28 protein-coding genes are annotated in these 25,223 nt (G+C 73.0%); 18 read left to right on the top strand and 10 right to left on the bottom strand.

The genetic code is table 11. From position 1 onward, the window contains the following. Positions 1-14: 14 nt before the first annotated feature. Complete coding sequence (locus tag IE145_RS25830) at positions 15-1,028, bottom strand: aldo/keto reductase (protein WP_189527859.1); 1,014 nt, start codon at positions 1,026-1,028, stop codon at positions 15-17. Further along, complete coding sequence (locus IE145_RS25825; RefSeq protein ID WP_189527858.1) at positions 1,025-1,438, bottom strand: MerR family transcriptional regulator; 414 nt, start codon at positions 1,436-1,438, stop codon at positions 1,025-1,027. The genes IE145_RS25830 and IE145_RS25825 overlap by 4 nt, the downstream gene beginning before the upstream one ends. 167 nt (positions 1,439-1,605) lie before the next feature. Between IE145_RS25825 and IE145_RS25820 the strand changes: the two genes are divergently transcribed. From IE145_RS25820 to IE145_RS25785, 8 genes are all read left to right on the top strand, one after another. Next, positions 1,606-1,917 carry a small hydrophilic protein gene (locus IE145_RS25820; RefSeq protein ID WP_189527857.1) on the top strand — a complete coding sequence of 104 codons (312 nt, stop codon included), beginning with the start codon at positions 1,606-1,608 and terminating at the stop codon, positions 1,915-1,917. Further along, positions 1,907-3,346, top strand: coding sequence for a sensor histidine kinase (locus IE145_RS25815; RefSeq protein WP_189527856.1), 1,440 nt, complete (start codon positions 1,907-1,909; stop codon positions 3,344-3,346). The genes IE145_RS25820 and IE145_RS25815 overlap by 11 nt, the downstream gene beginning before the upstream one ends. Further along, a complete protein-coding gene (locus IE145_RS25810; RefSeq protein ID WP_189527855.1) occupies positions 3,343-4,002 on the top strand; it encodes a response regulator transcription factor in 660 nt (219 codons plus the stop codon). The genes IE145_RS25815 and IE145_RS25810 overlap by 4 nt, the downstream gene beginning before the upstream one ends. 82 nt (positions 4,003-4,084) lie before the next feature. Continuing rightward, positions 4,085-5,518: an SLC13 family permease gene (locus IE145_RS25805; protein WP_189527854.1), complete on the top strand. Its 1,434-nt coding sequence runs from the start codon at positions 4,085-4,087 to the stop codon at positions 5,516-5,518. Beyond that, positions 5,515-6,735 carry a glycerate kinase family protein gene (locus IE145_RS25800; protein ID WP_189527853.1) on the top strand — a complete coding sequence of 407 codons (1,221 nt, stop codon included), beginning with the start codon at positions 5,515-5,517 and terminating at the stop codon, positions 6,733-6,735. Before IE145_RS25805 ends, IE145_RS25800 begins: the two co-directional genes overlap by 4 nt. A gap of 110 nt (positions 6,736-6,845) precedes the next feature. Further along, positions 6,846-7,658, top strand: a complete 813-nt coding sequence (locus IE145_RS25795; protein ID WP_189527852.1) for a serine hydrolase domain-containing protein — start codon at positions 6,846-6,848, stop codon at positions 7,656-7,658. A gap of 158 nt (positions 7,659-7,816) precedes the next feature. Continuing rightward, entirely contained in the window at positions 7,817-8,242 is a 426-nt protein-coding gene (locus IE145_RS25790; RefSeq protein ID WP_189527851.1) for a hypothetical protein, read from the top strand. A gap of 111 nt (positions 8,243-8,353) precedes the next feature. Continuing rightward, positions 8,354-9,061 carry a DinB family protein gene (locus tag IE145_RS25785; RefSeq protein WP_189527850.1) on the top strand — a complete coding sequence of 236 codons (708 nt, stop codon included), beginning with the start codon at positions 8,354-8,356 and terminating at the stop codon, positions 9,059-9,061. Between the two features lie 9 nt (positions 9,062-9,070). On the opposite strand, the gene IE145_RS25780 is transcribed toward IE145_RS25785, so the two are convergent. Then, positions 9,071-9,730: a pirin family protein gene (locus IE145_RS25780; RefSeq protein ID WP_189527849.1), complete on the bottom strand. Its 660-nt coding sequence runs from the start codon at positions 9,728-9,730 to the stop codon at positions 9,071-9,073. Positions 9,731-9,874: 144 nt separating this feature from the next. Between IE145_RS25780 and IE145_RS25775 the strand changes: the two genes are divergently transcribed. The 5 genes from IE145_RS25775 to fabF all read left to right on the top strand — a co-directional run bounded on the left by IE145_RS25775 (position 9,875) and on the right by fabF (position 14,773). Continuing rightward, positions 9,875-11,074: a PucR family transcriptional regulator gene (locus IE145_RS25775; RefSeq protein ID WP_189527848.1), complete on the top strand. Its 1,200-nt coding sequence runs from the start codon at positions 9,875-9,877 to the stop codon at positions 11,072-11,074. Between the two features lie 89 nt (positions 11,075-11,163). After that, positions 11,164-12,081: an ACP S-malonyltransferase gene (locus IE145_RS25770; RefSeq protein ID WP_189527847.1), complete on the top strand. Its 918-nt coding sequence runs from the start codon at positions 11,164-11,166 to the stop codon at positions 12,079-12,081. A gap of 9 nt (positions 12,082-12,090) precedes the next feature. Next, the gene (locus IE145_RS25765) at positions 12,091-13,122 is read left to right on the top strand and encodes a ketoacyl-ACP synthase III (RefSeq protein WP_189527846.1); all 1,032 of its coding nucleotides are present in this window, start codon (positions 12,091-12,093) and stop codon (positions 13,120-13,122) included. Positions 13,123-13,185: 63 nt separating this feature from the next. Beyond that, complete coding sequence (locus tag IE145_RS25760; RefSeq protein WP_189527845.1) at positions 13,186-13,434, top strand: acyl carrier protein; 249 nt, start codon at positions 13,186-13,188, stop codon at positions 13,432-13,434. Positions 13,435-13,510: 76 nt separating this feature from the next. Continuing rightward, entirely contained in the window at positions 13,511-14,773 is a 1,263-nt protein-coding gene (gene fabF / locus IE145_RS25755) for a beta-ketoacyl-ACP synthase II (protein ID WP_189527844.1), read from the top strand. Between the two features lie 121 nt (positions 14,774-14,894). Here the strand turns inward: fabF and IE145_RS25750 are convergent, their stop codons facing one another. After that, positions 14,895-15,389 (bottom strand): DUF3145 domain-containing protein, encoded by a 495-nt coding sequence (locus tag IE145_RS25750; protein WP_189527843.1) that lies wholly within the window; start codon positions 15,387-15,389, stop codon positions 14,895-14,897. Between the two features lie 398 nt (positions 15,390-15,787). Between IE145_RS25750 and IE145_RS25745 the strand changes: the two genes are divergently transcribed. After that, positions 15,788-16,699 carry an SGNH/GDSL hydrolase family protein gene (locus tag IE145_RS25745; protein ID WP_189527842.1) on the top strand — a complete coding sequence of 304 codons (912 nt, stop codon included), beginning with the start codon at positions 15,788-15,790 and terminating at the stop codon, positions 16,697-16,699. A gap of 88 nt (positions 16,700-16,787) precedes the next feature. Here IE145_RS25745 and IE145_RS25740 read toward each other — a convergent pair whose 3' ends face one another. The 4 genes from IE145_RS25740 to IE145_RS25725 all read right to left on the bottom strand — a co-directional run bounded on the left by IE145_RS25740 (position 16,788) and on the right by IE145_RS25725 (position 19,852). Continuing rightward, positions 16,788-17,396 carry a LysE family transporter gene (locus IE145_RS25740; RefSeq protein WP_189527841.1) on the bottom strand — a complete coding sequence of 203 codons (609 nt, stop codon included), beginning with the start codon at positions 17,394-17,396 and terminating at the stop codon, positions 16,788-16,790. Next, positions 17,393-18,211 (bottom strand): EI24 domain-containing protein, encoded by an 819-nt coding sequence (locus tag IE145_RS25735; protein WP_189527840.1) that lies wholly within the window; start codon positions 18,209-18,211, stop codon positions 17,393-17,395. The genes IE145_RS25740 and IE145_RS25735 overlap by 4 nt, the downstream gene beginning before the upstream one ends. A gap of 84 nt (positions 18,212-18,295) precedes the next feature. Continuing rightward, positions 18,296-18,724: an organic hydroperoxide resistance protein gene (locus IE145_RS25730; RefSeq protein WP_189527839.1), complete on the bottom strand. Its 429-nt coding sequence runs from the start codon at positions 18,722-18,724 to the stop codon at positions 18,296-18,298. Positions 18,725-18,832: 108 nt separating this feature from the next. Then, the gene (locus IE145_RS25725; protein WP_189527838.1) at positions 18,833-19,852 is read right to left on the bottom strand and encodes an NADP-dependent oxidoreductase; all 1,020 of its coding nucleotides are present in this window, start codon (positions 19,850-19,852) and stop codon (positions 18,833-18,835) included. Between the two features lie 131 nt (positions 19,853-19,983). Between IE145_RS25725 and IE145_RS25720 the strand changes: the two genes are divergently transcribed. Next, complete coding sequence (locus IE145_RS25720; protein ID WP_189527837.1) at positions 19,984-20,415, top strand: MarR family winged helix-turn-helix transcriptional regulator; 432 nt, start codon at positions 19,984-19,986, stop codon at positions 20,413-20,415. Between the two features lie 17 nt (positions 20,416-20,432). On the opposite strand, the gene IE145_RS25715 is transcribed toward IE145_RS25720, so the two are convergent. Continuing rightward, positions 20,433-21,314, bottom strand: coding sequence for an SCO2400 family protein (locus tag IE145_RS25715; RefSeq protein ID WP_189527836.1), 882 nt, complete (start codon positions 21,312-21,314; stop codon positions 20,433-20,435). 124 nt (positions 21,315-21,438) lie between these two features. Between IE145_RS25715 and IE145_RS25710 the strand changes: the two genes are divergently transcribed. The 3 genes from IE145_RS25710 (at position 21,439) to IE145_RS25700 (ending at position 24,759) form a co-directional block, all read left to right on the top strand. Then, complete coding sequence (locus tag IE145_RS25710; RefSeq protein WP_189527835.1) at positions 21,439-22,008, top strand: hypothetical protein; 570 nt, start codon at positions 21,439-21,441, stop codon at positions 22,006-22,008. A gap of 136 nt (positions 22,009-22,144) precedes the next feature. Beyond that, positions 22,145-23,182: a rod shape-determining protein gene (locus IE145_RS25705; RefSeq protein WP_189527834.1), complete on the top strand. Its 1,038-nt coding sequence runs from the start codon at positions 22,145-22,147 to the stop codon at positions 23,180-23,182. A 137-nt stretch (positions 23,183-23,319) separates the two neighbouring features. After that, positions 23,320-24,759, top strand: a complete 1,440-nt coding sequence (locus IE145_RS25700) for a sensor histidine kinase (protein ID WP_189527906.1) — start codon at positions 23,320-23,322, stop codon at positions 24,757-24,759. A gap of 31 nt (positions 24,760-24,790) precedes the next feature. On the opposite strand, the gene IE145_RS25695 is transcribed toward IE145_RS25700, so the two are convergent. After that, entirely contained in the window at positions 24,791-25,222 is a 432-nt protein-coding gene (locus tag IE145_RS25695; RefSeq protein WP_006124231.1) for an Lrp/AsnC family transcriptional regulator, read from the bottom strand. Between the last annotated feature and the right edge of the window lies 1 nt (position 25,223).

Here is a 25,223-nt window from a genome sequence, read left to right as displayed (position 1 = left end):
CCGCCTGGTGACGCCTACTCCCGCGCAGCCGCCGTACTGCTCATGTCCGGGTAGCGGTCCCCCGCCACCCGGTCCGCGATCGGCTCCAGCGCGGCCAGTTCGTCCGCCGTCAGGGTCAGCCGGGTCGCCGCGACGTTCTCCAGGAGCCGGCCGCGCTTGCGGGTGCCGGGGATCGGGAGCACGTTCAGGCCGTGGACCTCGGCGCGCTGCTGGACCCAGGCGAGGGCCACCTGCGCGGCCGTCGCCCCGTGCGCGGCGGCGATCCGGTGGACGGGCTCCAGCAGGGCCGCGTTCGTCCGGGCGTTCTCGCCGGTGAACCGGGGCTGGTGCTTGCGGAAGTCGCCCTCGGCCAGGTCCTTGCCCGCGTCGGTGAAGGCCCCGGTGAGGAAGCCCCGGCCGAGCGGGGAGTACGGGACGAGCGTGACGCCCAGCTCGGCCGCCGCGCCGACGGCGCTCTTCTCCACGTCGCGGCTGAAGAGGGACCACTCCGACTGGAGGGCGGCGATCGGGTGCACGGCATGCGCCTCGCGCAGCTCCGGGCCCGTCACCTCGCTCAGCCCGAGCTGCTTGACCTTGCCCTGCCGGACCAGCTCCGCCAGCGCGCCGATCGACTCGGCGAGCGGGACGGCCGGGTCACGGCGGTGCATGTAGTAGAGGTCGATGACGTCGGTGTCCAGCCGGCGCAGGCTCGCCTCGACGGCGGTACGGATGTACGCGGGGTCGTTGCTGATGCCCCGGTAGTGGGGGTCGTCGGTGCGGACGAGGGCGAACTTGGTGGCGAGGGTGATCTCGTCCCGGTGGGCCCCGACGAACGGGGCGAGGAACTCCTCGTTGGCCCCGCGCCCGTAGGCGTCGGCCGTGTCGAGGAGCGTGACGCCCGCCTCCAGGGCCGCGTCGAGGGTGTCGCGGGCGGCGCGTTCGTCGGTGTCGCCGTAGAACTCGCTCATGCCCATGCAGCCGAGGCCCTGGACGCCGACCAGCGGTCCGTCCGCTCCCAGCTGCACGGTGGCGATCTTGTCAACATTCATCGGACGCTGTGCCTCTCCGGCGCCCGGCGGGCGCCCGCATAGAACTCGATCTTGTGATCGAGGACGGCGAGGGTGTCGTGGAGCTCCGCGATCCGCGAGATCACATCACGGCGGGTCGCCTCCAGCAGCTCCTGCCGTGCCTCGAAGGTGGACTCCCCTTCCCGCAGCAGCTCCGCGTACCGCACCATGTCGGCGACGGGCATCCCGGTCAGCCGCAGTTTGCCGACGAAGGCCAGCCAGTCGAGGTCGCGGTTGCTGAAGCGGCGCTGGCCGGTGTGCGAGCGGTCTACGTGGGGCATGAGCCCGATGCGCTCGTACCAGCGCAGGGTGTGCGCGGTGAGTCCGGTGAAGGCGACCACCTCGCTGATCGAGTAGCTGTCCTGGCCCGCGGGGCGGGGGTGCTCCGTCATGTGTTCCACGCTAGATCCTTGGAGTGCACTCGAAGCAAGCGGAATCGGCGCCGTCTCCCCGGCACCCCTTGACGCCCCTCCAGCTCCATATGTCGGGCATGTCCGAGATGAAAGATTGTTCATCCTGGCTTCATGTTCGTACCGTCCGGGACCGTCAGAGTGAACACATGGCTTTCTCACCTCGTCTGGCGGCCCTGGCAGCCGTCGTCGCCGTGCCCCTGGGCATAGCGGCCACCAGCTACGCCATGACCGACTCATCGGAGGCGCCGAAGGTGCCCCCCACCGTCCGGCTGGAGGAGAGCCCGCGCGGCACACCGCCGCCGGGCCGGGACACGTCACCGAGCGGTGCCGCCTCCCCGGGCGGCATCCCGACGCCGAGCGGTTCCGCACCCCCGGCCGGTACACCGGACAGCTCCGTCGTCCCGGGCCCCTCCGCGGCCGACGACGACGATGACGACGACTTCGGTGATGACGGTTAGCCGGTCGCCCCTGGGCTTCCCGAGGATCTCCGCCCGCGTCCGGATCCTGCTGTGGTTGCTGGTCGTGATGGCGGTCGCGCTGGGCGCGGTCGCCGTCACCGTGCGCTCGATCCTCCAGAGGGACGTGGACCACCGCATCAGCCAGCTGCTCACGCAGGAGACCGGCGAGTTCGCGAACTTCGTGCCGCAGGGGGTGGACCCGGACACCGGCGGCCGCTTCGACACCGCCGACCGGCTGCTCCGCATCTATCTGCAACGCCAGTACGCCGACCCGGACGAGGAGCTGCTGGGTCTGACCGGCCCGGCCGGCGACCGGCCCGACGTCATCCGGCAGCGCCGCGACTTTCCGCCGGACACCGCCCTGTGGCGGGACACCGACGCGCTCACCCGGATCCGCGCCTCCCAGGACTCCTTCGGCACGCTGGAGCGCCCGCAGGGCGAACTGCGCTGGGCGAAGGTCGAGATCGGGCCGTCGGCGGGCGGGCAGCCCGGGGCGTTCGTCGTCGCCTTCCACCCGGAGCGCGAACGGGCCGTCGCCGACAAGACGTTCTGGATGCTGCTCGCCCTGTCCGGGGTCGCCCTGCTGATGACGACCGGGATCGGCTGGGCCGTCGCCGGACGCATCCTCGCGCCCGTACGGCTCGTGCGGACGACGGCGGCGGAGCTGACCGAGCAGGACCTGACCCGGCGGATCCCCGTGGAGGGCCGGGACGACATCGCGGCCCTCGCCGAGACGTTCAACGCGATGCTGGACCGGCTGGAGCGGGCGTTCGCGGCGCAGCGGGTCTTCGTCGACGACGCCGGGCACGAGCTGCGCACCCCGATCACCATCGTCCGGGGCCATCTGGAGCTGATGGGCGACGATCCGGCGGACCGGGAGGAGACGGTACGGCTGGTCACCGACGAGCTGGACCGGATGAGCCGGATCGTGGAGGACCTGCTGCTGCTCGCGGGGGCCGAGCGCCCCGACTTCGTGCGCCCCGAGCCCGTCCAGCTCGCGGAGCTGACCGCCGACGTGTTCGTGAAGGTGCGGACCCTCGGCGAGCGGGAGTGGCAGCTCGACGGGGTCGAGGACCGCGAAGTGCGCCTGGATCCGCAGCGGATGACCCAGGCGATGGTCCAGCTCGCGCAGAACGCCGTCCAGCACACCGTGCCCGGCCAGCGCATCCGCGTCGGCTCCCGGGCGGATGCGGGGCGCGTCGAACTGTACGTCGCCGACCACGGGCCCGGCATTCCGCCGGAGGACGCCGAGGTCATCTTCGAGCGGTTCCGCCGGGGCACGTCCCGGCGCGGGACCCGCACCAGCGGGGCCGGGCTCGGCCTCGCCATCGTCAAGGCCATCGCGGAGGGCCACCACGGCCGCGTCGAACTCCGCCGGACCGAGGGCGGCGGAGCCACCTTCGTACTCACGCTGGAGACCGACTCATGAACCGCATCCTGATCGCCGAGGACGAGGAGCGCATCGCCTCGTTCGTCCAGAAGGGGCTGCGCGCCAACGGCTTCACCACGGTCGTCGCCGAGGACGGCGACCTGGCGCTGGGCCACGCGCTGACCGGCGGCTTCGACCTGATGGTGCTCGACATCGGGCTGCCGGGCCGGGACGGCTTCACCGTGCTGCGGGAGCTGCGCGAGGCGCGCGTCACGCTGCCGGTGATCGTCCTCACCGCCCGCGACTCGGTCCGCGACACCGTGGCCGGTCTGGAGGGCGGCGCCGACGACTGGATGACGAAGCCGTTCCGCTTCGAGGAGCTGCTCGCCCGGGTACGGTTGCGCCAGCGCACCGCCGCCCGCGCGCCCGAGGTGACCATGTTGCGCAGCGGCAGCCTCGCCCTGGACCTGCGGACGCGCCGGGCCCGTGCGGAGGACCGGACGGTGGATCTGACGGCGCGCGAGTTCGTGCTGCTGGAGATGTTCCTGCGCCACCCGGGCCAGGTGCTGTCGCGCGAGCAGATCCTGTCGCATGTGTGGGGGTACGACTTCGACCCCGGCTCCAACATCGTCGACGTGTACGTCCGGTCGCTGCGCCGGAAGTTGGGGGCGGAGCGGCTGGAGACGGTCCGGGGCATGGGGTACCGGCTGCCTTAGGGCCTCCGGGCCACGGCCCGCATGAAAGATCCTTCACGGGCGGCTCATCGACGGCTCACCCCGCCCGCAGAGGCTGTACAGCGTGCCTCTCCCTCTCCGGCAGACCGTCGGCCTCTGCGCCGTCCTCGGGCTCTGCGCTCTCCTCGCCGTCCCCGGCGCCGCCCCCGGCCTCAGCGCCGACGGGCGGCTCTCGCTCGCCGTCTTCGCCCTGGCCACCGCGGCCTGGATCGCCACCCCGGTGGACGACGCCTACATCGCGCTCGGCGCGGGGCTGGCACTGACGGTGACGGGGGTGATCAGCAGCGAGACCCTGTTCGCCACCCTGGGCGAGGAGACGGTGTGGCTGCTGATCTGCGCCTTCGTCCTGGCGGCCGCCGTGACCCGGACCGGTCTGGCGGGCCGGGCGGCGGTCTTCCTGGTCGGCGGGGCCAGGACCGTACGCCAGTTGACGCATCTGACCACCGCGGGTCTGGTCGTCACCGCGTTCGCCGTGCCGGCCACCTCGGGGCGGGCCGCGCTCGCCCTGCCGGTGTTCCTCGCGCTGGCGGCCGCGCTCCGGGAACGCGGCCGCCTCGTCGTCATGCTGGCACTGCTCTTCCCGACCGTCATCCTGCTGTCCGCCGTCGCGACGCTGATCGGGGCGGGAGCGCACCTGATCACGGTCGGGGTGCTGTGGGAGCAGACCGGGGAGCAGCTGAGCTTCGTGCAATGGCTGCTCCTCGGACTGCCGCTGGCGGTCGCCTCCTCCCATCTCGCGGCCGAACTGGTGCTGTTGACGACGACCCGGCGGGCCGACCGCAAGGGTCCGGTCACGATCACGGCGGCGCAGATCCAGGAGCACTCCGAGACGGCCGTCGAAGGTCCGTTCACCCCGGCGGAGTCCCGGTGTCTGCTCCTCCTGGCGACGGTCGTGCTGCTGTGGTGCAGCGAGCCGGTGCACGGGGTGTCGCCCGCCGTGGTCGCGCTGATCGGCGCGCTGGTGGCGACCTCGCCCGCGCTGGGAACGGTCCGCTTCAAGGACGGTCTGCGGACGGTCCCCTGGCCGCTGCTGTTGTTCATGGCCGCCACGATGGCGATGGGCGTGGCGCTCTCCGACTCGGGGGCGGCCGACTGGCTGGTGGGGTGGATACCGCTCGGGGCGTCCACGCCCCCGTGGATCTTCCTGGCCGGCGTGGTCGTCGTCAGCACGGCCGCACATCTGGCGCTCCAGTCGCGCTCCGCCCGGTCCTCCGTCCTCGTCCCGCTGGTCGTCGCGGCGGCGGTCGGGGCCGGGGTCAACCCGGTCACCGCGGCGCTGGCGTCCACGGCCGCCGCCGGTTTCTGCCACACCCTGCCGTCCTCGGCCAAGCCGGTCGCGCTCTTCGCGGACGTGCCCGGCGCCCCGACGTACACCCCGCGCGATCTGCTGCGGCTGTCCGCCTTCCTCGCGCCGCTCACGGCGGCCCTCGTCCTCGCCTTCGCCCTCGTCGTCTGGCCGCTGCTCGGCGTGCCCGTACTCCTGGAGACCCAGCCATGACCACTCGTCCCCACCGCATCGCCATCGCCCCCAGCGGTTTCAAGGAGTCCCTGTCCGCCGCCCGGGTCGCCGAGGCCATCGCCACCGGGGTACGCCGGGTGATCCCCGACGCCGAACTGGACCTCGTCCCCCTCGTGGACGGCGGCGAGGGCACGGCGGAGGCGCTGGCCCTGGCGGGCGGCGGCAGGCTGGTGTCGTGCACGGCGACGGGCCCGGTGGGCGACCCGGTCGCCTCGCACTTCGCGCTGCTGGGCGGCGGCACAACGCCCGGCCCGCTCACCGCCGTCGTGGAGATGGCGGCGGTCGCGGGCCTCGCACTGGTCCCGCCGGACCGCCGCCACCCGGGCGCGACGACGACGTACGGCGTCGGCGAGCTGATCAGGGCCGCCCTGGACACCGGGGCCCGGCGCGTCCTCGTCGGCTGCGGCGACTCCGGTACGTCGGACGGGGGCGCGGGCGCGCTCCAGGCGCTCGGGGCCCGGCTGACCGACCGGCACGGTCGCGAACTCCGTCCGGGCGGCGGGTCGTTGCACGAGCTGGAGCGCATCGACCCGGCCGGTCTCGACCCCAGGCTCGCCGACACCGAGCTGCTGGTGGCCTGCAACCCGTACAACGTGCTGTGCGGGAGGCGCGGCGTGGCCCGGGTGTTCGGGCCGCAGAAGGGGGCCACCCCGGCGGAGGTGGAGCTGCTCTCGGCGGGCCTGGAACGGCTGGCCGCCGTCCTCACCCGGGACCTGGCCCCGGCGTTCGCCCCGACGGCCGGCGCCCCGGTCGACCTGCGGACGGCCCCCGGCACGGGAGCGTCGGGCGGCCTGGGAGCCGGCCTGGCCGCCGTCGGAGCCCGGCTCCTCCCCCGGTACGACGTCCTCCTCGACGGCCTCGACCTGGACGCCCGCCTGGCCCGCGCCGACTTCGTGATCACGGCGGAGGGGGCACTCGACCACCAGACCGTGCGCGGGAAGATCCCGGCGGAGGTGGCACGCCGGGCGCGGGCGGCGGGGGTACCGGTCCTGGTGCTGGCCGGGACGATCGGGCCGGGCGCACAGGACGTACGGGCGGTGGGCGTCGACGCGTACAGCGCGATCCTGCCCGCGCCGATGACGCTGGTGGAGGCGATCGGCCGGAGCGGCGAGTTCCTGGCGGACGCGACGGAGCGGGCCATGCGGATCATGGCCCTGGGGACCCGGCTGGCACCGGTCGCCCCGCTGGCCGCTTGAGGGCCTCGGTCCGGGTGGCAGGGGCCGGGCCTCCCCCGCCAGGCGGCCCCGGGCTCCCCGGGGCCGGGGCCCGGGGCAGGCCACCGGGCCCGGCCGTTAGGCTCGGACACATGGAGAGCCTGCGCATCATCGACACCTGGCCGGTCACAACGGCGGCGGCCGCCGTCGTGCGGGCGGACGGCACGGTCCTCGGCACGCACGGTCCGGTGGGCCACCGCTTCCCCCTCGCCTCGGTCACCAAGCCGCTCGCGGCCTACGCGGCGCTGGTGGCGTACGAGGAGGGGGCCGTCGAGCTGGACGAGCCGGCCGGGCCCGAGGGCTCCACGGTGCGCCACCTGCTCGCCCACACCAGCGGCCTCGCCTTCGACGAGCACCGGGTGACGGCCCCGCCCGGCAACCGCCGCCTGTACTCCAACGCCGGCTTCGAGGTGCTGGGCGACCACATCGCGAAGGCGTCCGGCATCCCGTTCGCGGAGTACCTGCGCCAGGCGGTCCTGGAACCGCTGTCCATGACGTCCACGACCCTGGACGGCTCCCCGGCCCGCGACGGCGTCTCCACGGTCGACGATCTGGTCCGCTTCGCCGCCGAGGTCCAGGCCCCGCGCCTGCTCGACCCGCGTACGGTCCTGGAGGCCCAGAGCGTCGTGCACCCGGGCCTCAAGGGCGTTCTGCCGGGCTACGGCCACCAGAGCCCGAACGACTGGGGCCTCGGCTTCGAGATCCGCGACTCCAAGTCCCCGCACTGGACGGGCGTTTCCTCCTCCCCCGCCACCTTCGGGCACTTCGGCCAGTCGGGCACTTTCCTGTGGATCGACCCGGTCGCGGGCGTCGCCTGCGTCGCACTGACGGACCGCGCCTTCGGCCCGTGGGCGGCGGAGGCGTGGACTCCGTTCACGGACGCGGTTCTGGCCGAACTGTCCTGAGGCCGTCGCGGCTCTCCCGGCGTCCGGCTGAACCGGCCCTTTGCCGCGAGCCCCGACCCGCCTCCCCGCGTGCCGAGTTCGCGCCGATCCGGTTGCCCGTGCTTCGGCCCTGACATGGCTTCACCGAGCCACTGGGTGCGCTGCTAGATTCGTCCGCCATGCGATCACGAGATTACGACCTCGAATTCCGGGAGCGGGCCGCCCGCATACGTGACTGGGGCACCGTCCTGTTGGTCGTGGCGGGGCTGCTCTGGGGCTGGTGTGCCGTTCTGCTGATGACCGAGTACGAGGTCGAGACGCGTGCCGGCAGCACGAGGGAGTGCGCGGCACGGCTGTTCACGGACGGCGGCACCGCCAACGAGGGGGTGTACGCCGGGGATTACTGCGCGGCCGAGCGCGACTGGCCCGAGGCGCTGGCCGTCCTCGGGCTCTCCGTCCCCGTGGCGCTCGTGGGAACCGCGCTGTTCACGACCGGCAGTGTGAGCCGCCGGATGAGCGGGCACGCCCAGGCGATGCGCGAGCTGGACCGGCTGGCCGAGAGACGCGCGAAGGAGTCCGAGGAGTCCGGGCGGCCCCAGGAGTGACGGGAGGTTCCGGTAACCCTCCGGGAATTCGGTCGCGCCCCGCCGGGTGAGCCGTTAGCTTCCCTCCGGACGCCGGGAACCGCCCGGGGCCGTACGACGAGGGAGCTGCGCATGAGCGGCCAGGGGCCACGGACCGACCGACTGGGCATTCTGCTGGAGCAGTTCGACCAGGCCCGGGAGATGGCCGAGGTCCGACTGCACGGGCTCGGCGACGAGGAGTACCTCTGGGAGCCCGCGCCCGGCAGCTGGTCGATCCGGCGCCGCGAGGAGGCGGTGACGCCCCGGGCGTACGGTCCCGGCGCCTGGGTCCTCGACAAGGGGGCGCCGGAGATCCCGGCGAACGAGTACGCGGAGGTCGCACGGCAGGTGGCGGACGGGATGTCCGTCGCGCAGGTCGCCGAGGACTGGAGCGTGAGCGTCGAGCGGGTCGAGGAGGTCCTCGCGTTCACCGGTGAGCCGGAGCCCGACGTCGTACCGATCACGACCATCGCGTGGCGGCTCGGCCATCTGCACTCCGACTTCGAGGGCCGCTGGGAGTGGACCTTCGGCGAGCGGCGGCAGGACCCGCACCTGCTGGTCGACTTCACCCCGTCCGCCTCGCTCGCGCTGGAGCGGTTCTGGGCGACCCTCGACCGGCATCGGGCGAGCATCGGCGCGCTCACCGAGGAGCAGCTCGACACGGTCGGCCTCTCGCAGTACCCGTACGGCTCCGATCCCGGCGACGCGTACATCGGCACGCTGGCCAACGGCAATCTGGAGCTCATCCACCACATGGCCGAGATCGCGCTGCTGCGCGACCTGTGGCGGGCCCGCCGGTAGCGGCAGGCCTCAGCCCGCCAGTTCCCAGACCAGCAGCTCCGCCGGGCCCGCCACCGCGACCGCCGCCAGGTCCCGGGCGTCGGTGATCCGGGCGGCGTCGCCGGGGCCCAGCTCCTCGCCGTCCAGGGCGATCCGGCCCCGTACCACATGCACGTACAGGCGCGCCGCGTCCGGGACCGCCGTGCGGCCGCCCTCGGTCAGGCGGCGGACGTGGAGCATCGCGGTCGCGCCGGGCAGGGCGTACGGGGTGGAGTCGGCGATGCCGGGCACCACCGTGTACGAGGGTTCGCCGCCCGGCTCCAGGGGGGCCAGCCACATCTGGAGGAAGGTCAACGGGTCGGTGCCGTCGTTGCGTTCGACGTGGCGGACCCCGGAGGCGGCGCTCAGGTGGGCCACGTCCCCGGCCCGGACGACGGTGGAGTGCCCGGCCGAGTCGCGGTGGGTCAGCTCGCCCTCGACGACCCAGGTGACGATCTCGGTGTGGCTGTGCGGATGCTCCTCGAACCCGGCGCCCGGCGCGAGGCGTTCCTCGTTGCAGGCCAGGATCGGGCCGAAGCGGAGGTTGTCCGGGTCGTAGAAGGGGCCGAAGGAGAGGGCGTGCCGGGTGTCGATCCCGGCGGCCTCGTCGCCGCCCCGGTAGCGGTCCTCGGACCGGTGCACGGATATCACCCGGCCACGGTAGCCCGGGGGAGGCGGATCCGGCTCGGCGCGGCGGACGCGGGGCCTCGCACCCCGTCTGCCGCTACCCGCCGGTACGGTGCTGCGTCGCCCCGCCCCACCGATCCACCGGCCCGATAAGGCAGTCTTGTCCTCGTGCCCCGACCCGATCCTGAGCAGCCCGCCGCCCACGACGCCCACCTGCATGCCGCGACCCTGAAACGGCTGGAGCAGTCCTCCGGCCGGCTGGCCGCGAACGCGATTGCCCGCATGGACGAATCGCTGCCGTGGTACCGGGCGATGCCGCCGGAGAACCGGTCCTGGATCGGCCTGGTCGCCCAGGCCGGTATCGCCGCGTTCACCGAGTGGTTCCGGCATCCCGAGACCCCGCAGGCGATCTCGACCGATGTGTTCGGCACCGCCCCGCGCGAACTGACCCGGGCCATCACCCTGCGGCAGACCGTGGAGATGGTGCGGACCACGATCGAGGTCATGGAGGCCGCGATCGAGGACGTGGCCGCCCCCGGCGACGAGTCGCTGCTGCGGGAGGCGCTGCTCGTCTACGCGCGCGAGATCGCCTTCGCCACCGCCCAGGTCTACGCCCAGGCAGCCGAGGCCCGGGGCGCCTGGGACGCCCGGCTGGAGTCGCTGGTGGTGAACGCGGTGCTCTCCGGCGAGGCTGACGAAGGAGCCGTCTCCCGGGCCGCCGCACTGGGCTGGAACTCCCCCGAGCACGTCTGCGTCATCCTCGGCACCGCGCCCGACGGCGACAGCGAGCTGACCGTGGAGGCGATCCGGCGCGCCGCCCGGCACGCCAAGCTCCAGGTCCTCACGGGAGTCCTGGGCAATCGGCTCGTCGTCATCGCGGGCGGCAGCGACAATCCGCTCCAGGTCGCCAAGGGCCTGATCGGGCCGTACGCGGCCGGGCCGGTCGTCGCCGGGCCCGTGGTGCCCGACCTGCTGGCCGCGACGCGGTCCGCGCAGGCGGCGGCGGCCGGTCTGAAGGCGTGCTCGGCGTGGCAGGACGCGCCGCGCCCGGTGCTGGCGGACGATCTCCTCCCGGAGCGCGCGATGGCCGGAGACCCGGCCGCGCGGGACCAGTTGGTGGAGGAGATCTACAGACCGCTGGAGGAGGCCGGTTCGGCTCTTCTGGAAACGCTGAGTGTCTATCTGGAGCAGGCGAGCAGTCTGGAAGGCGCCGCCCGGATGCTCTTTGTGCACCCCAACACCGTGCGCTACCGGCTGCGACGTGTGACCGACGTCACCGGATGGTCACCCTCCGATGTGCGCTCCGCGTTCACGCTGCGGATCGCCCTGATCCTGGGGCGCTTGGCCGCAGCGGATCCTCAGTCCTAGACTTTTGTTGGACTTCAACAATTCCCCCGACGGTTCTTCGTCCCTGTCCCCACGGGCGTGCGGAGCCGTCCACAAGAGAGAGTGTGAGGGTGCTCGTACTCGTCGCTCCCGGCCAAGGCGCTCAGACGCCCGGCTTCCTGACTCCCTGGCTCGACCTCCCCGGTGCCGCCGACCGCATCGCGGGTTGGTCCGACGCCATCGGGCTCGACCTTGCCCACTACGGCACGAAGGCCGACGCGGACGAGATCCGCGACACGGCCGTCGCCCAGCCGCTCCTGGTGGCCGCCGGGCTGCTCTCCGCAGCCGCCCTGGACGCCGCCTCCCCCGACGTCGTCGCGGGCCACAGCGTCGGTGAGATCACCGCCGCCGCGCTCGCCGGTGTCATCGAGGACGAGGCCGCCCTGCGCTTCGTCCGGACCCGGGGGCTCGGCATGGCCGAGGCCGCCGCGGTCACCGAGACCGGTATGGCGGCCCTCCTCGGCGGCGACCCCGCCGTCACGGTCCCGCACCTGGAGAAGCTCGGGCTGACCCCGGCCAACGTCAACGGCTCCGGCCAGATCGTCGCCGCGGGCACCGCCGCGCAGCTCGCCGCCCTGGAGGCCGACATGCCCGAGGGCGTGCGCCGGGTCGTCACGCTGAAGGTGGCCGGCGCCTTCCACACGCACCACATGGCCCCGGCCGTGGAGAAGCTGCGCGCGGCGGTCGGCGACCTCACCGTCTCCGACCCGACCGTGCGCTACGTTTCCAACGCCGACGGCCACACCGTGGCCACCGGCACCGAGGTCGTCGCCCGGCTCGTCGGACAGGTCGCCAACCCGGTCCGCTGGGACCTGTGCATGGAGACCTTCCAGTCCCTGGGCGTCACCGCACTCGTCGAGCTGAGTCCCGGCGGCACGCTGACCGGACTCGCCAAGCGCGGGCTGCCCGGCGTGAAGACGCTCGCGCTCAAGTCCCCCGACGACCTCGACGCGGCCCGCGCGCTCATGTCCGAGCACGCAGGCGTCTAAGGAGCGAGCATGTCGAAGATCAAGCCCAGCAAGGGCGCCCCGTACGCACGGATCCTCGGGGTCGGCGGCTACCGCCCGACCCGGGTCGTGCCGAACGAGGTGATCCTCGAGACGATCGACTCGTCCGACGAGTGGATCCGCTCCCGCTCCGGCATCGTCAGCCGCCACTGGGCCTCCGAGGAGGAGACCGTGGCCATGATGTCGATCGAGGCGTCCGGCAAGGCCATCGCCGACGCGGGCATCGACCCCGGGCAGATCGGCGCGGTCGTCGTCTCGACCGTCTCGCACTTCAAGCAGACCCCGGCCGTCGCCACCGACATCGCGCACCGGATCGGCGCGGGCAAGCCCGCCGCCTTCGATATCTCGGCCGGCTGCGCGGGCTTCGGCTACGGCCTCACCCTCGCCAAGGGCATGGTCGTCGAGGGCTCGGCGGAGTACGTCCTCGTGATCGGCGTGGAGCGGCTCAGCGACCTGACCGACCTGGAGGACCGCGCGACGGCCTTCCTGTTCGGTGACGGCGCGGGCGCCGTCGTCGTCGGCCCCTCCCAGGAGCCGGCCATCGGCCCGACCGTGTGGGGCTCCGAGGGCGACAAGTCCGAGACCATCAAGCAGACGGTCGGCTGGAACGAGTTCCGCCTCGGCGACGTCTCGCAGCTGCCGCTCGACTCGAAGGGCGAGGTCAAGTTCCCCGCCATCACGCAGGAGGGCCAGGCGGTCTTCCGCTGGGCCGTCTTCGAGATGGCGAAGGTCGCCCAGCAGGCGCTGGACGCGGCCGGGATCGCCCCGGAGGACCTGGACGTCTTCATCCCGCACCAGGCCAACATGCGGATCATCGACTCGATGGTGAAGACCCTGAAGCTGCCGGAGCACGTCACGGTCGCCCGTGACATCGAGTCCACCGGCAACACGTCCGCCGCCTCGATTCCGCTCGCCATGGAGCGGCTCCTGGCGACCGGTCAGGCGAAGAGCGGCGACACCGCGCTCGTCATCGGCTTCGGGGCGGGTCTCGTCTACGCCGCGACGGTCGTTACCCTCCCCTAGGCACACCGGACCTTTTGGGTCCGGATGCACGAACACCGAAGAAACCACCGAAGGAGCGCCAAGATGGCCGCCACGCAGGAAGAGATCGTCAAGGGTCTCGCCGAGATCGTCAACGAGATCGCCGGGATCCCGGAGGAGGACGTCCAGCTGGAGAAGTCCTTCACCGACGACCTCGACGTCGACTCGCTGTCCATGGTCGAGGTCGTCGTCGCCGCCGAGGAGCGCTTCGACGTGAAGATCCCCGACGAGGACGTCAAGAACCTCAAGACGGTCGGCGACGCCGCCGACTACATCCTGAAGCACCAGGGCTGATCCCAGCCCGGCTGTGTCGCCACCCGGCGGTGGCGCCGCTGATTCACGACCCTCTACACGTGGAGAAGATTTTCCAGTGAACTCGACCAATCGCACCGTGGTCGTCACCGGTATCGGCGCAACCACTCCGCTGGGTGGCGACTCCGCATCGACCTGGGAAGGTCTGATGGCCGGCCGGTCCGGCGTCAAGCCTCTCGAAGGCGAGCGCTTCGCCGACCTGCCCGTCCGGATCGCCGCCCTCGCGGCCGTCGACCCGGGCGACGTCCTTCCCCGTCCGCTGGCCCGCAAGCTGGACCGCTCGGCGCAGTTCGCGCTGATCGCGGCCCGCGAGGCCTGGGCGGACGCGGGCTTCACCGCGAAGGCGGGCGAGGACGAGGCCATCGCCCCCGAACGCCTGGGCTCGGTCATCGCCTCCGGCATCGGCGGCGTGATCACCCTGCTCGACCAGTACGACGTACTGAAGGAGAAGGGCGTACGCCGCGTCTCCCCGCACACCGTGCCCATGCTCATGCCCAACGGCCCGGCGGCCAACGTCGGCCTGGAGGTCAACGCCCAGGCCGGCGTCCACACCCCCGTCTCGGCCTGCGCGTCCGGCGCGGAGGCCATCGGGTACGCCGTCGAGATGATCCGTACCGGCCGTGCCGACGTGGTCGTCGCCGGTGGCACGGAGGCGGCGATCCACCCGCTGCCGATCGCCGCGTTCGCCAACATGATGGCGATGTCCAAGAACAACGACGAGCCCGAGAAGGCCTCGCGCCCGTACGACACCGGCCGGGACGGCTTCGTCCTCGGCGAGGGCGCGGGCGTCGTCATCCTGGAGTCCGCCGAGCACGCCGCCAAGCGTGGCGCGAAGGTCTACTGCGAGGTGCTGGGCCAGGGCCTGTCGGCCGACGCCCACCACATCGCGCAGCCCGAGCCCACCGGGCGGGGCATCGCCGCCGCGATGCAGAACCTGCTGGACTCCAGCGACCTCAAGCCGTCCGAGGTGGTCCACCTCAACGCGCACGCCACGTCGACGCCGCAGGGTGACATCGCGGAGATCAAGGCGCTGCGGAGGGTGCTGGGCGACGACCTGGACCATGTCGCGATCTCCGCGACGAAGTCGATGACGGGTCACCTGCTGGGTGGCGCGGGCGGTATCGAGACGGTGGCCACCGTTCTCGCGCTGCACCATCGCACGGCCCCGCCGACCATCAACGTCGACGATCTCGACGAGGCGGTCGAGGCGGACGTCGTGCGCGGTGAGCCCCGGGCGCTGCCCGAGGGGCCGATCGCGGCGATCAACAACTCGTTCGGGTTCGGTGGGCACAACGTGGTGCTGGCGTTCAGGTCCGTGTGACCCTGCCGTACGGGCGAAGCCCGCTTCCCGGGATCCTGGGAAGCGGGCTTCATCGTTTGCGGGGCTCTGTCCCGGACCCCGCTCCTCCATCGCCGGAGGGGCTTGATCACGCGCCCGGAATTCAGACGACCTGGTGCAGCCAGCGGACCGGTGCGCCCTCGCCCGCGTGGCGGAAGGACTCCAACTCGTCGTCCCACGGCTTGCCGAGCAGCGATGCGATCTCGGTCTCCAGGTCGCTCTCGCCGCGCACCGAACGCGCCAACGCGGCCCGCAGCCGGTCCTCGGGGACCAGGATGTCGCCGTGCATGCCGGTGACGGCGTGGAAGATACCGAGGCCGGGGGTGGAGCTGTAGCGCTCGCCCTCGGCGGTGGGGCACGGCTCGGCGGTCACCTCGAAGCGCAGCAGATCCCAGCCGCGCAGGGCCGAGGCGAGCTGCGAGGCGGTGCCGGCGCGGCCCTGCCAGGAGAATTCGGACCGCCAGGTGCCGGGCGCGGCCGGCTGTCTGATCCAGTCCAGCTGGACCCGCACACCGAGGACGCCCGCCACTGCCCACTCAACGTGTGGGCACAGCGCGCGCGGTGCGGAGTGAACGTACAGGACTCCACGTGTCGTCACCGGAACCTCCCGTGTGGGACGAGGTACGCCTTCCCCAGCGGCCTCGCGTCCGTACCGCCTCTTTCCGGCCAGGGCCCGAGGTTGTCATCAGTAAACAGCATCGGGAGTTAATCTCCTGAAAAGGGACAGTATGTGACGTGACGTAATGTACCGGAGCCGTCCGTGTGCGCGGGCGGGCGGAACGCCACTGGTTCGACGGGGAAAAGCTACCGTGCGCCGGGGCCGTCCGTGTGACGTACCGTCGGTCTCAGGCCCCTGATTCGCCGGGTTTCACCCGGCAGGGCGCGCACGGCCCCGACCTGGGGATCGTGTGGTTGCCGGGGGCATGTCCAGAGGCATACGCCACAGGTTGACCGGAGGGGACCCGACCGATGCCGGAGCGTGCGACACGCCCACGGATGCGTACCGCTGCCGCCGCACTGACGGCGCTCTCGTCCCTCGGCGTCGCCGTGCTGGCCGGATGCTCCGGGGGCGGCCCGGAGGGCGGCGTGTCGCGGAACGCGCCGGCCTCCTCGCGCAGCGCCTCGCCGTCCCCCTCCCCCACCCCGGACTGGAACCCCCGGCCCCGGTCGATCGCGGCGGTCGGGGACTCGATCACCCGGGGCTTCGACGCCTGCTCGGTGCTGGCCGACTGCCCGGAGGTGTCGTGGGCGACCGGCACGGACGATACCGTGCGCAGTCTCGCGGTGCGGCTCCTCGGCCCGTCGAGGGCGGCGGACCGCAGCTGGAACCTCGCGGTGTCGGGGTCGCGGATGGTCCAGTTGCCGGAGCAGATGGCGCGGGCGGCGAAGGAGCGGCCGGAGCTGGTGACGGTGATGACGGGCGCGAACGACGCGTGCCGGGACTCGGTGCGGCTGATGACGCCGGTGGCGGACTTCCGGGCGTCGTTCGAGGCCTCGATGCGGCAGCTGCGGGCGGGGGCGCCGAAGGCGCAGGTGTACGTCTCCAGCGTGCCGGACCTGAAGCGGCTCTGGTCGACGGGGCGGGTGAACGAGCTGGGCAAGAGGATCTGGAGCCTCGGGATCTGCCAGTCGATGCTGGCCGACGCGGATGACCTCGGGCCGGCCGCCGTGGCCCGGCGGGATGCCGTGCAGGACCGGGTGGTGGCGTACAACGAGGTGCTGCGGGACGTGTGTGCGAAGGATCGTCACTGCCGGTACGACGGCGGGGCGGTGTTCGACTTCCGGTTCACCGGGACGCAGCTCAGCCCGTGGGACTGGTTCCACCCGAGCCGCGACGGCCAGGCCCGGCTGGCGGAGATCGCCTACCGCAACGTCACGGCGGCGGAGCCGCCCGCGCGGGGTCGATGACCGTCACCGGCGGCACGGACAGCACGGACCCGGCGGCGACACGACCGGAACCTGGTGCTGGAGGAGGGGGGCAGGGTGGGGAGGCCGTTCAGCGGGCCAGACCCAGGGTGATGCCGAGGCCGACCAGGACCGAGCCGATCGAGCGGTTCAGCGCCTTCTGGCGGCGCAGCATCGCGCCCCGCAGCCGGGAGTGCGAGAAGAACAGCGCGACCAGGGCGAACCAGCCGAGGTGGGCGGCGGACATGAAGAGGCCGTACCCCGCCTGCTGCCACAGCGCGGTGCCGGGGCCGACGACCTGGGTGAAGGTCGCGACGACGAACAGGGTCGTCTTCGGGTTGAGCGCGTTGGTCAGGAAGCCGCTGCGCAGCGCCCCGAACGGGGAGAGCCCGGGCCGGTCCGACAGGTCGACGTCGAGGTCGGCGCGGGCCAGGAAGGTGCGCACCCCGATGTAGATCAGATAGGCGGCGCCGGCCAGCTTGACCGCGGTGAACAGGGCGGTCGAGGAGGCGATGAGCAGCCCGACGCCGAGCATCGTGTACGTGACGTGGACCAGGACGCCCCCGGCGACCCCCGCCGCCGCGAGGACGCCGGTGGTGCGCCCGTACAGATAGCTGTTGCGGACGACCATGGCGAAGTCGGCGCCCGGGGAGACGACCGCGAGGACGGTGATGGCGGCGACCGCCAGCAGCTCGGTCACGCGGACCACGTCCGGGGGGCCGGGGGAACGTCACCGCTGTCCGTGGTGCCGGGACTGGGCTCGGTCTCCGGGTCCGGGTCCGGGTCCAGCAGGTCGCGGGCGAGCAGGGTGGCCCCGGCGACGGCCCCCGGCATCAGGAACACCGCGACGAACGGGATGAGGAAGGCCAGGACCAGCGGGACGCCGAAGCCGAGCGCCAGCATCCGGCGGCCGCGGAGCAGGACGAGGCGGTCCTTGAGGACCATGCCCCGGCGCTGGAGGGCGACGGCGGTCAGCTCCTCCGCCAGGAAGAAGCCGGAGACGCAGAAGCCGATCGCGGGGACCACGGTCTGCCCGACGACCGGGATGAAACCGCAGGCGAAGAGGATGATCCCGTACAGGGCGACGCGCAGCAGAATGCGTACGGAGTCGCGGGCGGAGATCCACAGCTCCCGCCAGAGCGGCAGTCCGGACTCGGGGACCTCGCCGCCCTCGCTGCGGTCGACCTCCTCGGAGAGCGACTCGTAGAAGGGCTGGCCGACCAGGAGGGTCACGGCGGTGAAGGTGATGACCGCGAGGAACAGACCGAAGACGAAGACGAGCGCGGTCAGCCCGGTGCGCAGGAGGCCCTGCCAGGGCGAGGACCAGTCGTCGGCGAACGGGGTCGCCCAGCCGACGAGGTCGTCGGCCCCGTAGCCGAGTCCGATCAGAGCTCCGGCGTAGACGACGAGGGTGACGAGCCCCGGCAGCAGCCCGAAGCCGAACCATCGTCCGTGCCGGGCAACCCAGCGCTGCCCCTTCATCAAGTAGCCGAAACCCGCCCCGAGATCACTCATGGGCGTCAGCGTACGGCGTGCGCAACGGCCGCGAGGACCGCACCCCTGGCAGGGGTGCGGTCCTCGCGTGTGGAGTCCTGACGGTCAGGCGACCGAGAGCTCGACCTCGATGTTGCCGCGGGTGGCGTTCGAGTACGGGCAGACCTGGTGGGCCTTCTCGATGAGCGCCCGCGCGGTGGCGGCGTCGACGTTCGGGATGGAGGCGCTGATCGCGACCTCCAGGCCGAAGCCGCCGGCCTCGGTCTTGCCGATGGAGACCGAGGCGGTCACGGTCGAGCCGGAGACGTCGGCCTTCTCCTGGCGGGCGACGACGCCCAGCGCGCCCTGGAAGCAGGCGCTGTAGCCCGCCGCGAAGAGCTGCTCGGGGTTGGTGCCCTCGCCGCTGCCGCCCAGGGCCTTCGGCGGGTTCACGACGACGTCGAGGTGACCGTCGTCGGAGGAGACCCGGCCGTCGCGGCCGTTCTCGGCGGTGGCCACGGCGGTGTAGGCGACGTCGATCTTCTGGATGGTCATGGTGTGACGATTCCTCCGGTTGGTGCGCCGCGACTCGCGCCCACGATCGCGACGGCCTGCGGACGAGCGTAACGCGCGGCCGATGCCCGGCGAACGGCAGGAGGCGGGTCAGACCAGGGAGACGATCATCTTGCCGGTGTTCTCGCCGCGCAGCAGGCCGACGAAGGCGTCGTACCCCTTCTCGATGCCCTCGACCTTGGTCTCCTGGAACTTCAGCTCGCCCGAGGCCAGCCAGCCGGCGACCTCCTGGACGAACTGCGGCTGGAGGTCGGAGTGGTCGCTCACCAGGATGCCCTGGAGGCGCAGCCGCTTGCCGATGATCATCGCCATGTTGTTCGGGCCGGGGGTCGGCTCGGTGGCGTTGTACTGGGCGATCATGCCGCAGATGGTGGCGCGGCCGTGCACGTTGAGCGAGGAGATCGCGGCTTCGAGGTGCTCGCCGCCGACGTTGTCGAAGTAGACGTCGATGCCCTCGGGGGCGGCGGCCTTGAGCTGGTCGCGGACCGGGCCGTTCTTGTAGTTGAACGCGGCGTCGAAGCCGTACTCCTCGACGAGGAGCTTGACCTTCTCGTCGGAGCCCGCAGAGCCGATGACCCGGGAGGCGCCCTTGAGCTTCGCCATCTGGCCGACCTGGCTGCCGACGGCCCCGGCCGCGCCGGAGACGAAGACCGCGTCGCCCTCCTTGAAGGAGGCGACCTCGAACAGGCCCGCGTAGGCGGTGAGTCCGGGCATGCCGAGCACGCCGAGGTAGGCGGAGAGCGGGGCGATGTCGGGGTCGACCTTCACCGCGTGCTTGGCGGGCAGGTCGGCGATCTCGCGCCAGCCGAGACCGTGCAGGACGTGGTCGCCGACGGCGAAGCCCTCGGCGTTCGAGGCGATGACCTCGCCGACCGCGCCGCCGTCCATGGGGTGGTCGAGCTTGAAGGGCGGGGTGTAGGACTTCACGTCGTTCATCCGGCCGCGCATGTACGGGTCGACCGAGAAGTACTTGTTCCGGACGAGGATGCGGCCTTCGGCCGGAGCGGCCACCGCGGCCTCACGCAGCGCGAAGTCCTCGGCCTTGGGCCAGCCGTGCGGGCGGGCGACGAGGTGCCATTCGCGGCTGGACGTGGGAAGTGCTGCAGACATGGGCTCGGGTTCTCCTCAATGTCCTACGGGGGGTGAGCCTCCGCGCCGCACGGCACGAAAAGCTTCATGACATGAAACAACCATGCTCCTGAATATTTCATGATGTCAAGTAAATCGGTACGCTGTCGTCCATGGCCACTCGCACAGACACCCTGACCCTTGAGGTCGTCGAGCTCATCGGCACCGTCGTGGCGCGCTACCACGAGGAGTACGACCGGGCCGCCGCCGAGCACTCCCTCACGGGCGCGCAGGCACGGGTGCTCGGGCTGCTCTCGCTGGATCCGCTGCCGATGCGGAAGATCGCCGTCAGGCTGAAGTGCGAGCCGTCGAACATCACCGGGATCGTCGACCGGCTGGAGGCCCGGGGCCTGGTCGAGCGGCGGCCCGATCCGGCCGACCGGCGGGTGAAGCTGGCCGCGGCGACGGAGCGGGGCCGGCGTACGGCCCGTGAGCTGCGGGACGCGCTGGACTTCGCCCGGGAGCCGCTGGCCGGGCTCTCCGACGACGAGCGCACGGTGCTGCGGGATCTGCTGCGCCGGATGCTGGGGGAGGAGACCCCGTAGGCGTCGCGCTCACCTGCCTACGCGCACCACCACAGGAAGCGGGTGCAGGTCGGGGAGGGGGTCGGGGCGGGCGTCGGCTCCGCCGGGGGCGGCGGGGGCGCGGTCGTCGGCTCCTCCGGGTCGTCCGCGCCCGGTGGGTCGGCGGGCCGGCTGTCCGGGGCCTCGGACGGGTCCGCCCCGTCGGGTTCCGGGGAGGCGGTGGGCTCGTCCGTGGTGGAGGCGCCGGGGCCCGGGGAGCCGGACGGGTCCGGGCTTTCGCCGCGGGCGTCCGCCGGTTTCGCGTCGGTAGCGGGGCCGGTGGCCGCCCCGGCCCGGGAGCCGGCCGGACCGGGATCGCGGGGCGCTTCGGCGGAGGTCTTCGCGGGCCCGGGCTCGGCCGGGTCGGCCGGCGCGTCGCTGACGAAGTCGGCCGCGGTGTCGTCCCGCCCGGGCTCCACGGCCAGTTCCGCCAGGCTCAGGGCGCCCGCCGCGAGGAGCAGCCCGAGAACCCCGAGCAGCACGGTCCGGCCGCGCCGCCGGTGGCTGCCGCGGGCCCGCCGCCGGGAGCCGGGGCGGGGCTCACGGGCGGCGTCGCGGCGGGACTCCCGGGCGGGCTTGCGGGCGGTGCCGCGCCGGGCGTCCCCACCGGCCTCGCCCGTCCGGGTCACCCCACCGGCCTCGCTGCGGGACGCTCGTCCGGGTTCACGGGCGGCGTCGCCCCGGGGCCTTCGGGCGTCCCTCCGGATGCGGCCGGGGGCGCCGTCCCCGTCGGCGGGGGCGGCCGCCCCGTGCCGCTCGGCCGGGGCGGGGCCGGCGTCCGCGGGCATCGCGTAAGGGCCCAGCGCCTCGGCGGGCGTACCGCACCCGGCGCAGGCCAGGGCTCCGTTGAGATGCCGTCGGCACGGGTGGCAGTAATCCATGGCGCCCGCAGGTTAGGCGGGCGCGGAACAACCGGGGAAGCCACCCGGGTGAGGATTGTGTGAGGAATCAAGGACTCCGGGGACAGCCGGTCCGATACGCCTGGCACACGGGAGGATGGGCGGCATGAGCACTCCCGCCCCCTTCGGCCCGCTCCAGTTCCAGCTCGTCCTGCTGCGCCGGATGGCCGACTTCCAGCCCGGCCTGGTCGAAGACGCCCGGCACGAACTGAGCGCCTCCCTCGCCGACCTGCGGGAGGCCAACCGCCGCTGGCAGGCCATGGTGCGGGCGCCCCGGGGCCGGGGAGCGCTGCGCCGCTACCGCTCGGTCCTCGGCGAACCGGAGCTGATCCGGCCGCGCCGGGTCGGCGACCTGGAGTGCGAGGCGCTGCTGTGGCCACTGCCGCTCTGGCCCGATCTGCGGTTCGAGGTGATGGCCGGGCCCGGCGGCGCCGTCTGGAACGAGTGGCTGGTCCGGGCCCCGGGCGCGGCGGGCCCGGAGCTCACCTCCGTAACGGAGCTGCGCCCCTGGTCGTGCACCGTGGACGAGGCGGCCCGCGCCTTTCCCCCGGCCCGGCCGATGGAGGGCAGCGCCCCGACCCGGTGGGCGCTGGCCGTCACGGATCCCGGGTCCGGCCGGGAGCGGGTCGCCGAGTTCACCTGGGGCCTGTTCCAGCGGCTGCTGCCGAGCGGGTGAGCTGAGGAGCCGTCAGCTCCCGCTCCCCTTCCGGCGCATCTCAACGCGCGCGACGGGCCCGACAGCGCCAAAGTTGATATGAGACATACCGGCCACCGCCGGCACCCCCTCCATCCGCGCGCTCGGGAGAATCGCCGTGACCGTCAGCCTTGAGCAGTTGCAGCGTTGCCATGTCGCCGTCGACCTCGGGGCCGCGAGGACCCGGGTGTACGTGAAGGGGCTCGGGCTCGTCGTCGATGAACCGAGCGTCGCCGCCGTCAACACCCGTACCGGCTCCCTCATCGCCGTCGGCGCGCTCGCCGAGCAGATGACCGGCCGTACCCCGGAGTACATCCGGGTGGCCCGCCCGGTCTCCGGCGGGACCGTCGTCGACATCGAGATGGCCCAGCGCATGCTGCGTCATCTGCTGGGCGACAAGCTCCGCCGCCAGTTGCGCCGCAAGCCCCGGCTGCGGGCCGCCGCCTGCACCCCGCACGAGGCCGATCCGCTGGCCCAGCGGGCGACGGTGGAGACCCTGGTCGGCCTCGGCGCCCGCCGCGTCGAGCTGGTGGACACCCTGATCGCGGCGGCCGTGGGCTGCGGGCTGCCGGTCGAGCAGCCGACCGCCACCATGATCATGATGTGCGGGGCAGCCACCACCCAGATCGCGGTGCTCTCGCTCGGCTCGATCGTCACCGCCGTCCGGATCCCGGTGGGCGGCAACGCGATCGACGAGGCGATCATCCAGTACCTGCGCCAGCACCACGAGCTGCTGCTGCCGAGCCAGTCGGTGCGCCCGCTCCAGCTGGCGCTGCACGGCAACGGGCTCCAGCTCACCGGCCCGGCCCTCACCGACATCCACGGCCGCGACGTGGCGACCGGCCTGGCCCGCACGGTGCGGGTCGACACCGCCGCCGTACGACAGGCCATCAACACCCCGCTCACCGCGGTGCTCGACGGCGTGGGCAAGGTGCTCCGCGACTGCCCGCCGGACCTGGTGGCCGATCTCGCGGACCGCGGGATCATGATGGTCGGCGGCAGCGCGCTGCTCCCGGGCCTCGACCAGATGCTGCGGAGCGCGACCGGGATGCCGGTGCACATCGCCGAGCGGCCCGATGTCTGCTCGGTGCTCGGCCTGGGCGCGATGCTGGACGGCAAGATCCAGCCGATGGTCCTCAACCCGCTGGCGGGGTGAGCGCGTCGGCGCGGACGCCCGGAACCATGGAGCCGGGACCGGCCGGGGCCGGGCGGGCCGACCGCGGACCGGCCCAGCCCGAACCGGCCCAGTCCGGGCCCGCCGAGTCCGATGCCGTCGGCCTGGGGCGGCTGCCGATGCTGCTGGAGGCGGTCCTCAGCGTCGGCAGCGATCTGGAGCTGGGCTCCACTCTCCAGCAGATCGTGGAGGCCGCGACCGCTCTCACCGGGGCCCGCCACGGCGCGCTCGCGGTGCTGGACCCCGACCGGGACCGGATCGACGCGCTGTACGCCACCGGAACGGCGGAGGTCGAGACGGAAGGGAGCTTCCTGCGGGAACCGGTCCTGGTGGACACCGAGGTGTTCGGCCACCTCTCCGTCGGCAGGAAGCGGCCGGGGCCGTTCAGCGACACGGATGCGGGCCTGCTGCGGGTCCTGGCCGCCCAGGCGGGGATCGCGATCGGCAACGCCCGGCTGTACGGGACGGCCCGGCAGCGCGAGCGCTGGATCGCGGGCGCGGCGGCCGTCACCACGGCCCTGCTGACCGGTACCGACGCGGCCGACGCGCTGATGACCGTGGCCGAGCGGGCCCGGGTGCTGGCGGGCGCGTCGGCCGGGGTGATCCTCCAGCCGACGGAGGAGGGCGGGATGGAGATCGTCACCGCCTCGACGCCGGACGATCCGGCGGGCATCGTCGGCACGGTGATCGAGCCCGGTTCGCCGGTGCTCGTGCAGTTGCTCGGCGGCGAACCGGTCTTCATCGACGACTCGGCCACCGACCCCCGGATGACCACCGGGGTACGTTCCCGCTTCGGGCCGAGCATGATGCTGCCGTTGCAGAGCGGCGGACGGCTCATCGGCACCCTCGCGCTGCCCCGGCGGCGCGGCGAGCGCCCCTACACGGATCTGGACCGGCTGCTGGCGACCCAGTTCGCCTCGCAGGCGGCGCTCGCCCTGGTGCTGGCGGACGCGCAGGCCGACCGGGAGCAGCTCGCGGTGTACGAGGACCGCGACCGGATCGCTCGTGACCTGCACGATCTGGTGGTCCAGCGGCTCTTCGCCACCGAGATGATGCTGGAGTCGACCCGGCGGCGGGCCGCGTCGGAGGAGAGCACGGTCGCCGCGGAGCCCGGGAACGGCGGGCAGACGGAGGAGCAGGGGGCCGACGTACTGCTGGGGCGGGCCGTGGACGAGCTGGACTCCACCATCCAGGAGGTCCGCACCGCCATCTTCGCCCTTCAGCAGCCGCCCGCCGCGGCGCCGAGCACCTTCCGCGGCCGGGTGCTGCGGGAGACCGGGGGCGCGGCGGCCCTGCTGGGCTTCCCGCCGTCGGTGCAGTTCACCGGGGCCGTGGACGCGCTGGTGGGCGAGGAGACGGGCCGGGAGCTGCTGGCCGCGCTGCGCGGGGCGCTGGCCGCCGCGCACCGCAGGCCCGGGGTCTCGGCCATCGAGGTGGAGGTGGACGCCCCGGTCCGGCTGCCGGACGGGCGGAGCGGGGTGCGGCTGGTGGTGGCGGACGACGGGCGCGGTGAGGACGGCGGCCGGCCGACGACGGTGACCTGGCAGGCCCCGATCTGACGGGGACCGCAGGGCCCCGGCGGCCGCCGGCTCAGTGCTTCGGGGCCGCCCGCAGCGCGACCCGGGTGTTGGAGTGGGCGACGCCCGCCTCCCGTTTCAGCCGGCGCAGCAGGCTGTCCAGCGCCCCCGGGTCGGCGGCGGTGGCCCGCAGCAGGTAGTCGTGGCCGCCGGTCACGTGCACCACCTCCGTGATCCCCGGCAGCATCAGCACCGAGCGCTCGAACTCCTCGTTGGTCGTGTCGAGGCGCAGCGTCACATCGATGAAGACGACCAGGCCCGAACGGGTGTCGGCGGCCGGGTCGACGATGACGGTGAAGCCCCGGATGACCCCGTCGCGGCGCATCCGGCGGACCCGGTCACCCGCCGCGTTGGCGCTGAGCCCCACGCGTACGCCCAGGTCCCGGTACGAGATCCGGGCGTCTTCCTGGAGAATGCCGAGGATTTCCCTGTCCAGCCGATCCATA

It is taken from the genome of Streptomyces sindenensis (assembly GCF_014649035.1).
Classification (GTDB): domain Bacteria; phylum Actinomycetota; class Actinomycetes; order Streptomycetales; family Streptomycetaceae; genus Streptomyces; species Streptomyces sindenensis.
This window is presented reverse-complemented; position numbering and strand designations above follow the sequence as displayed.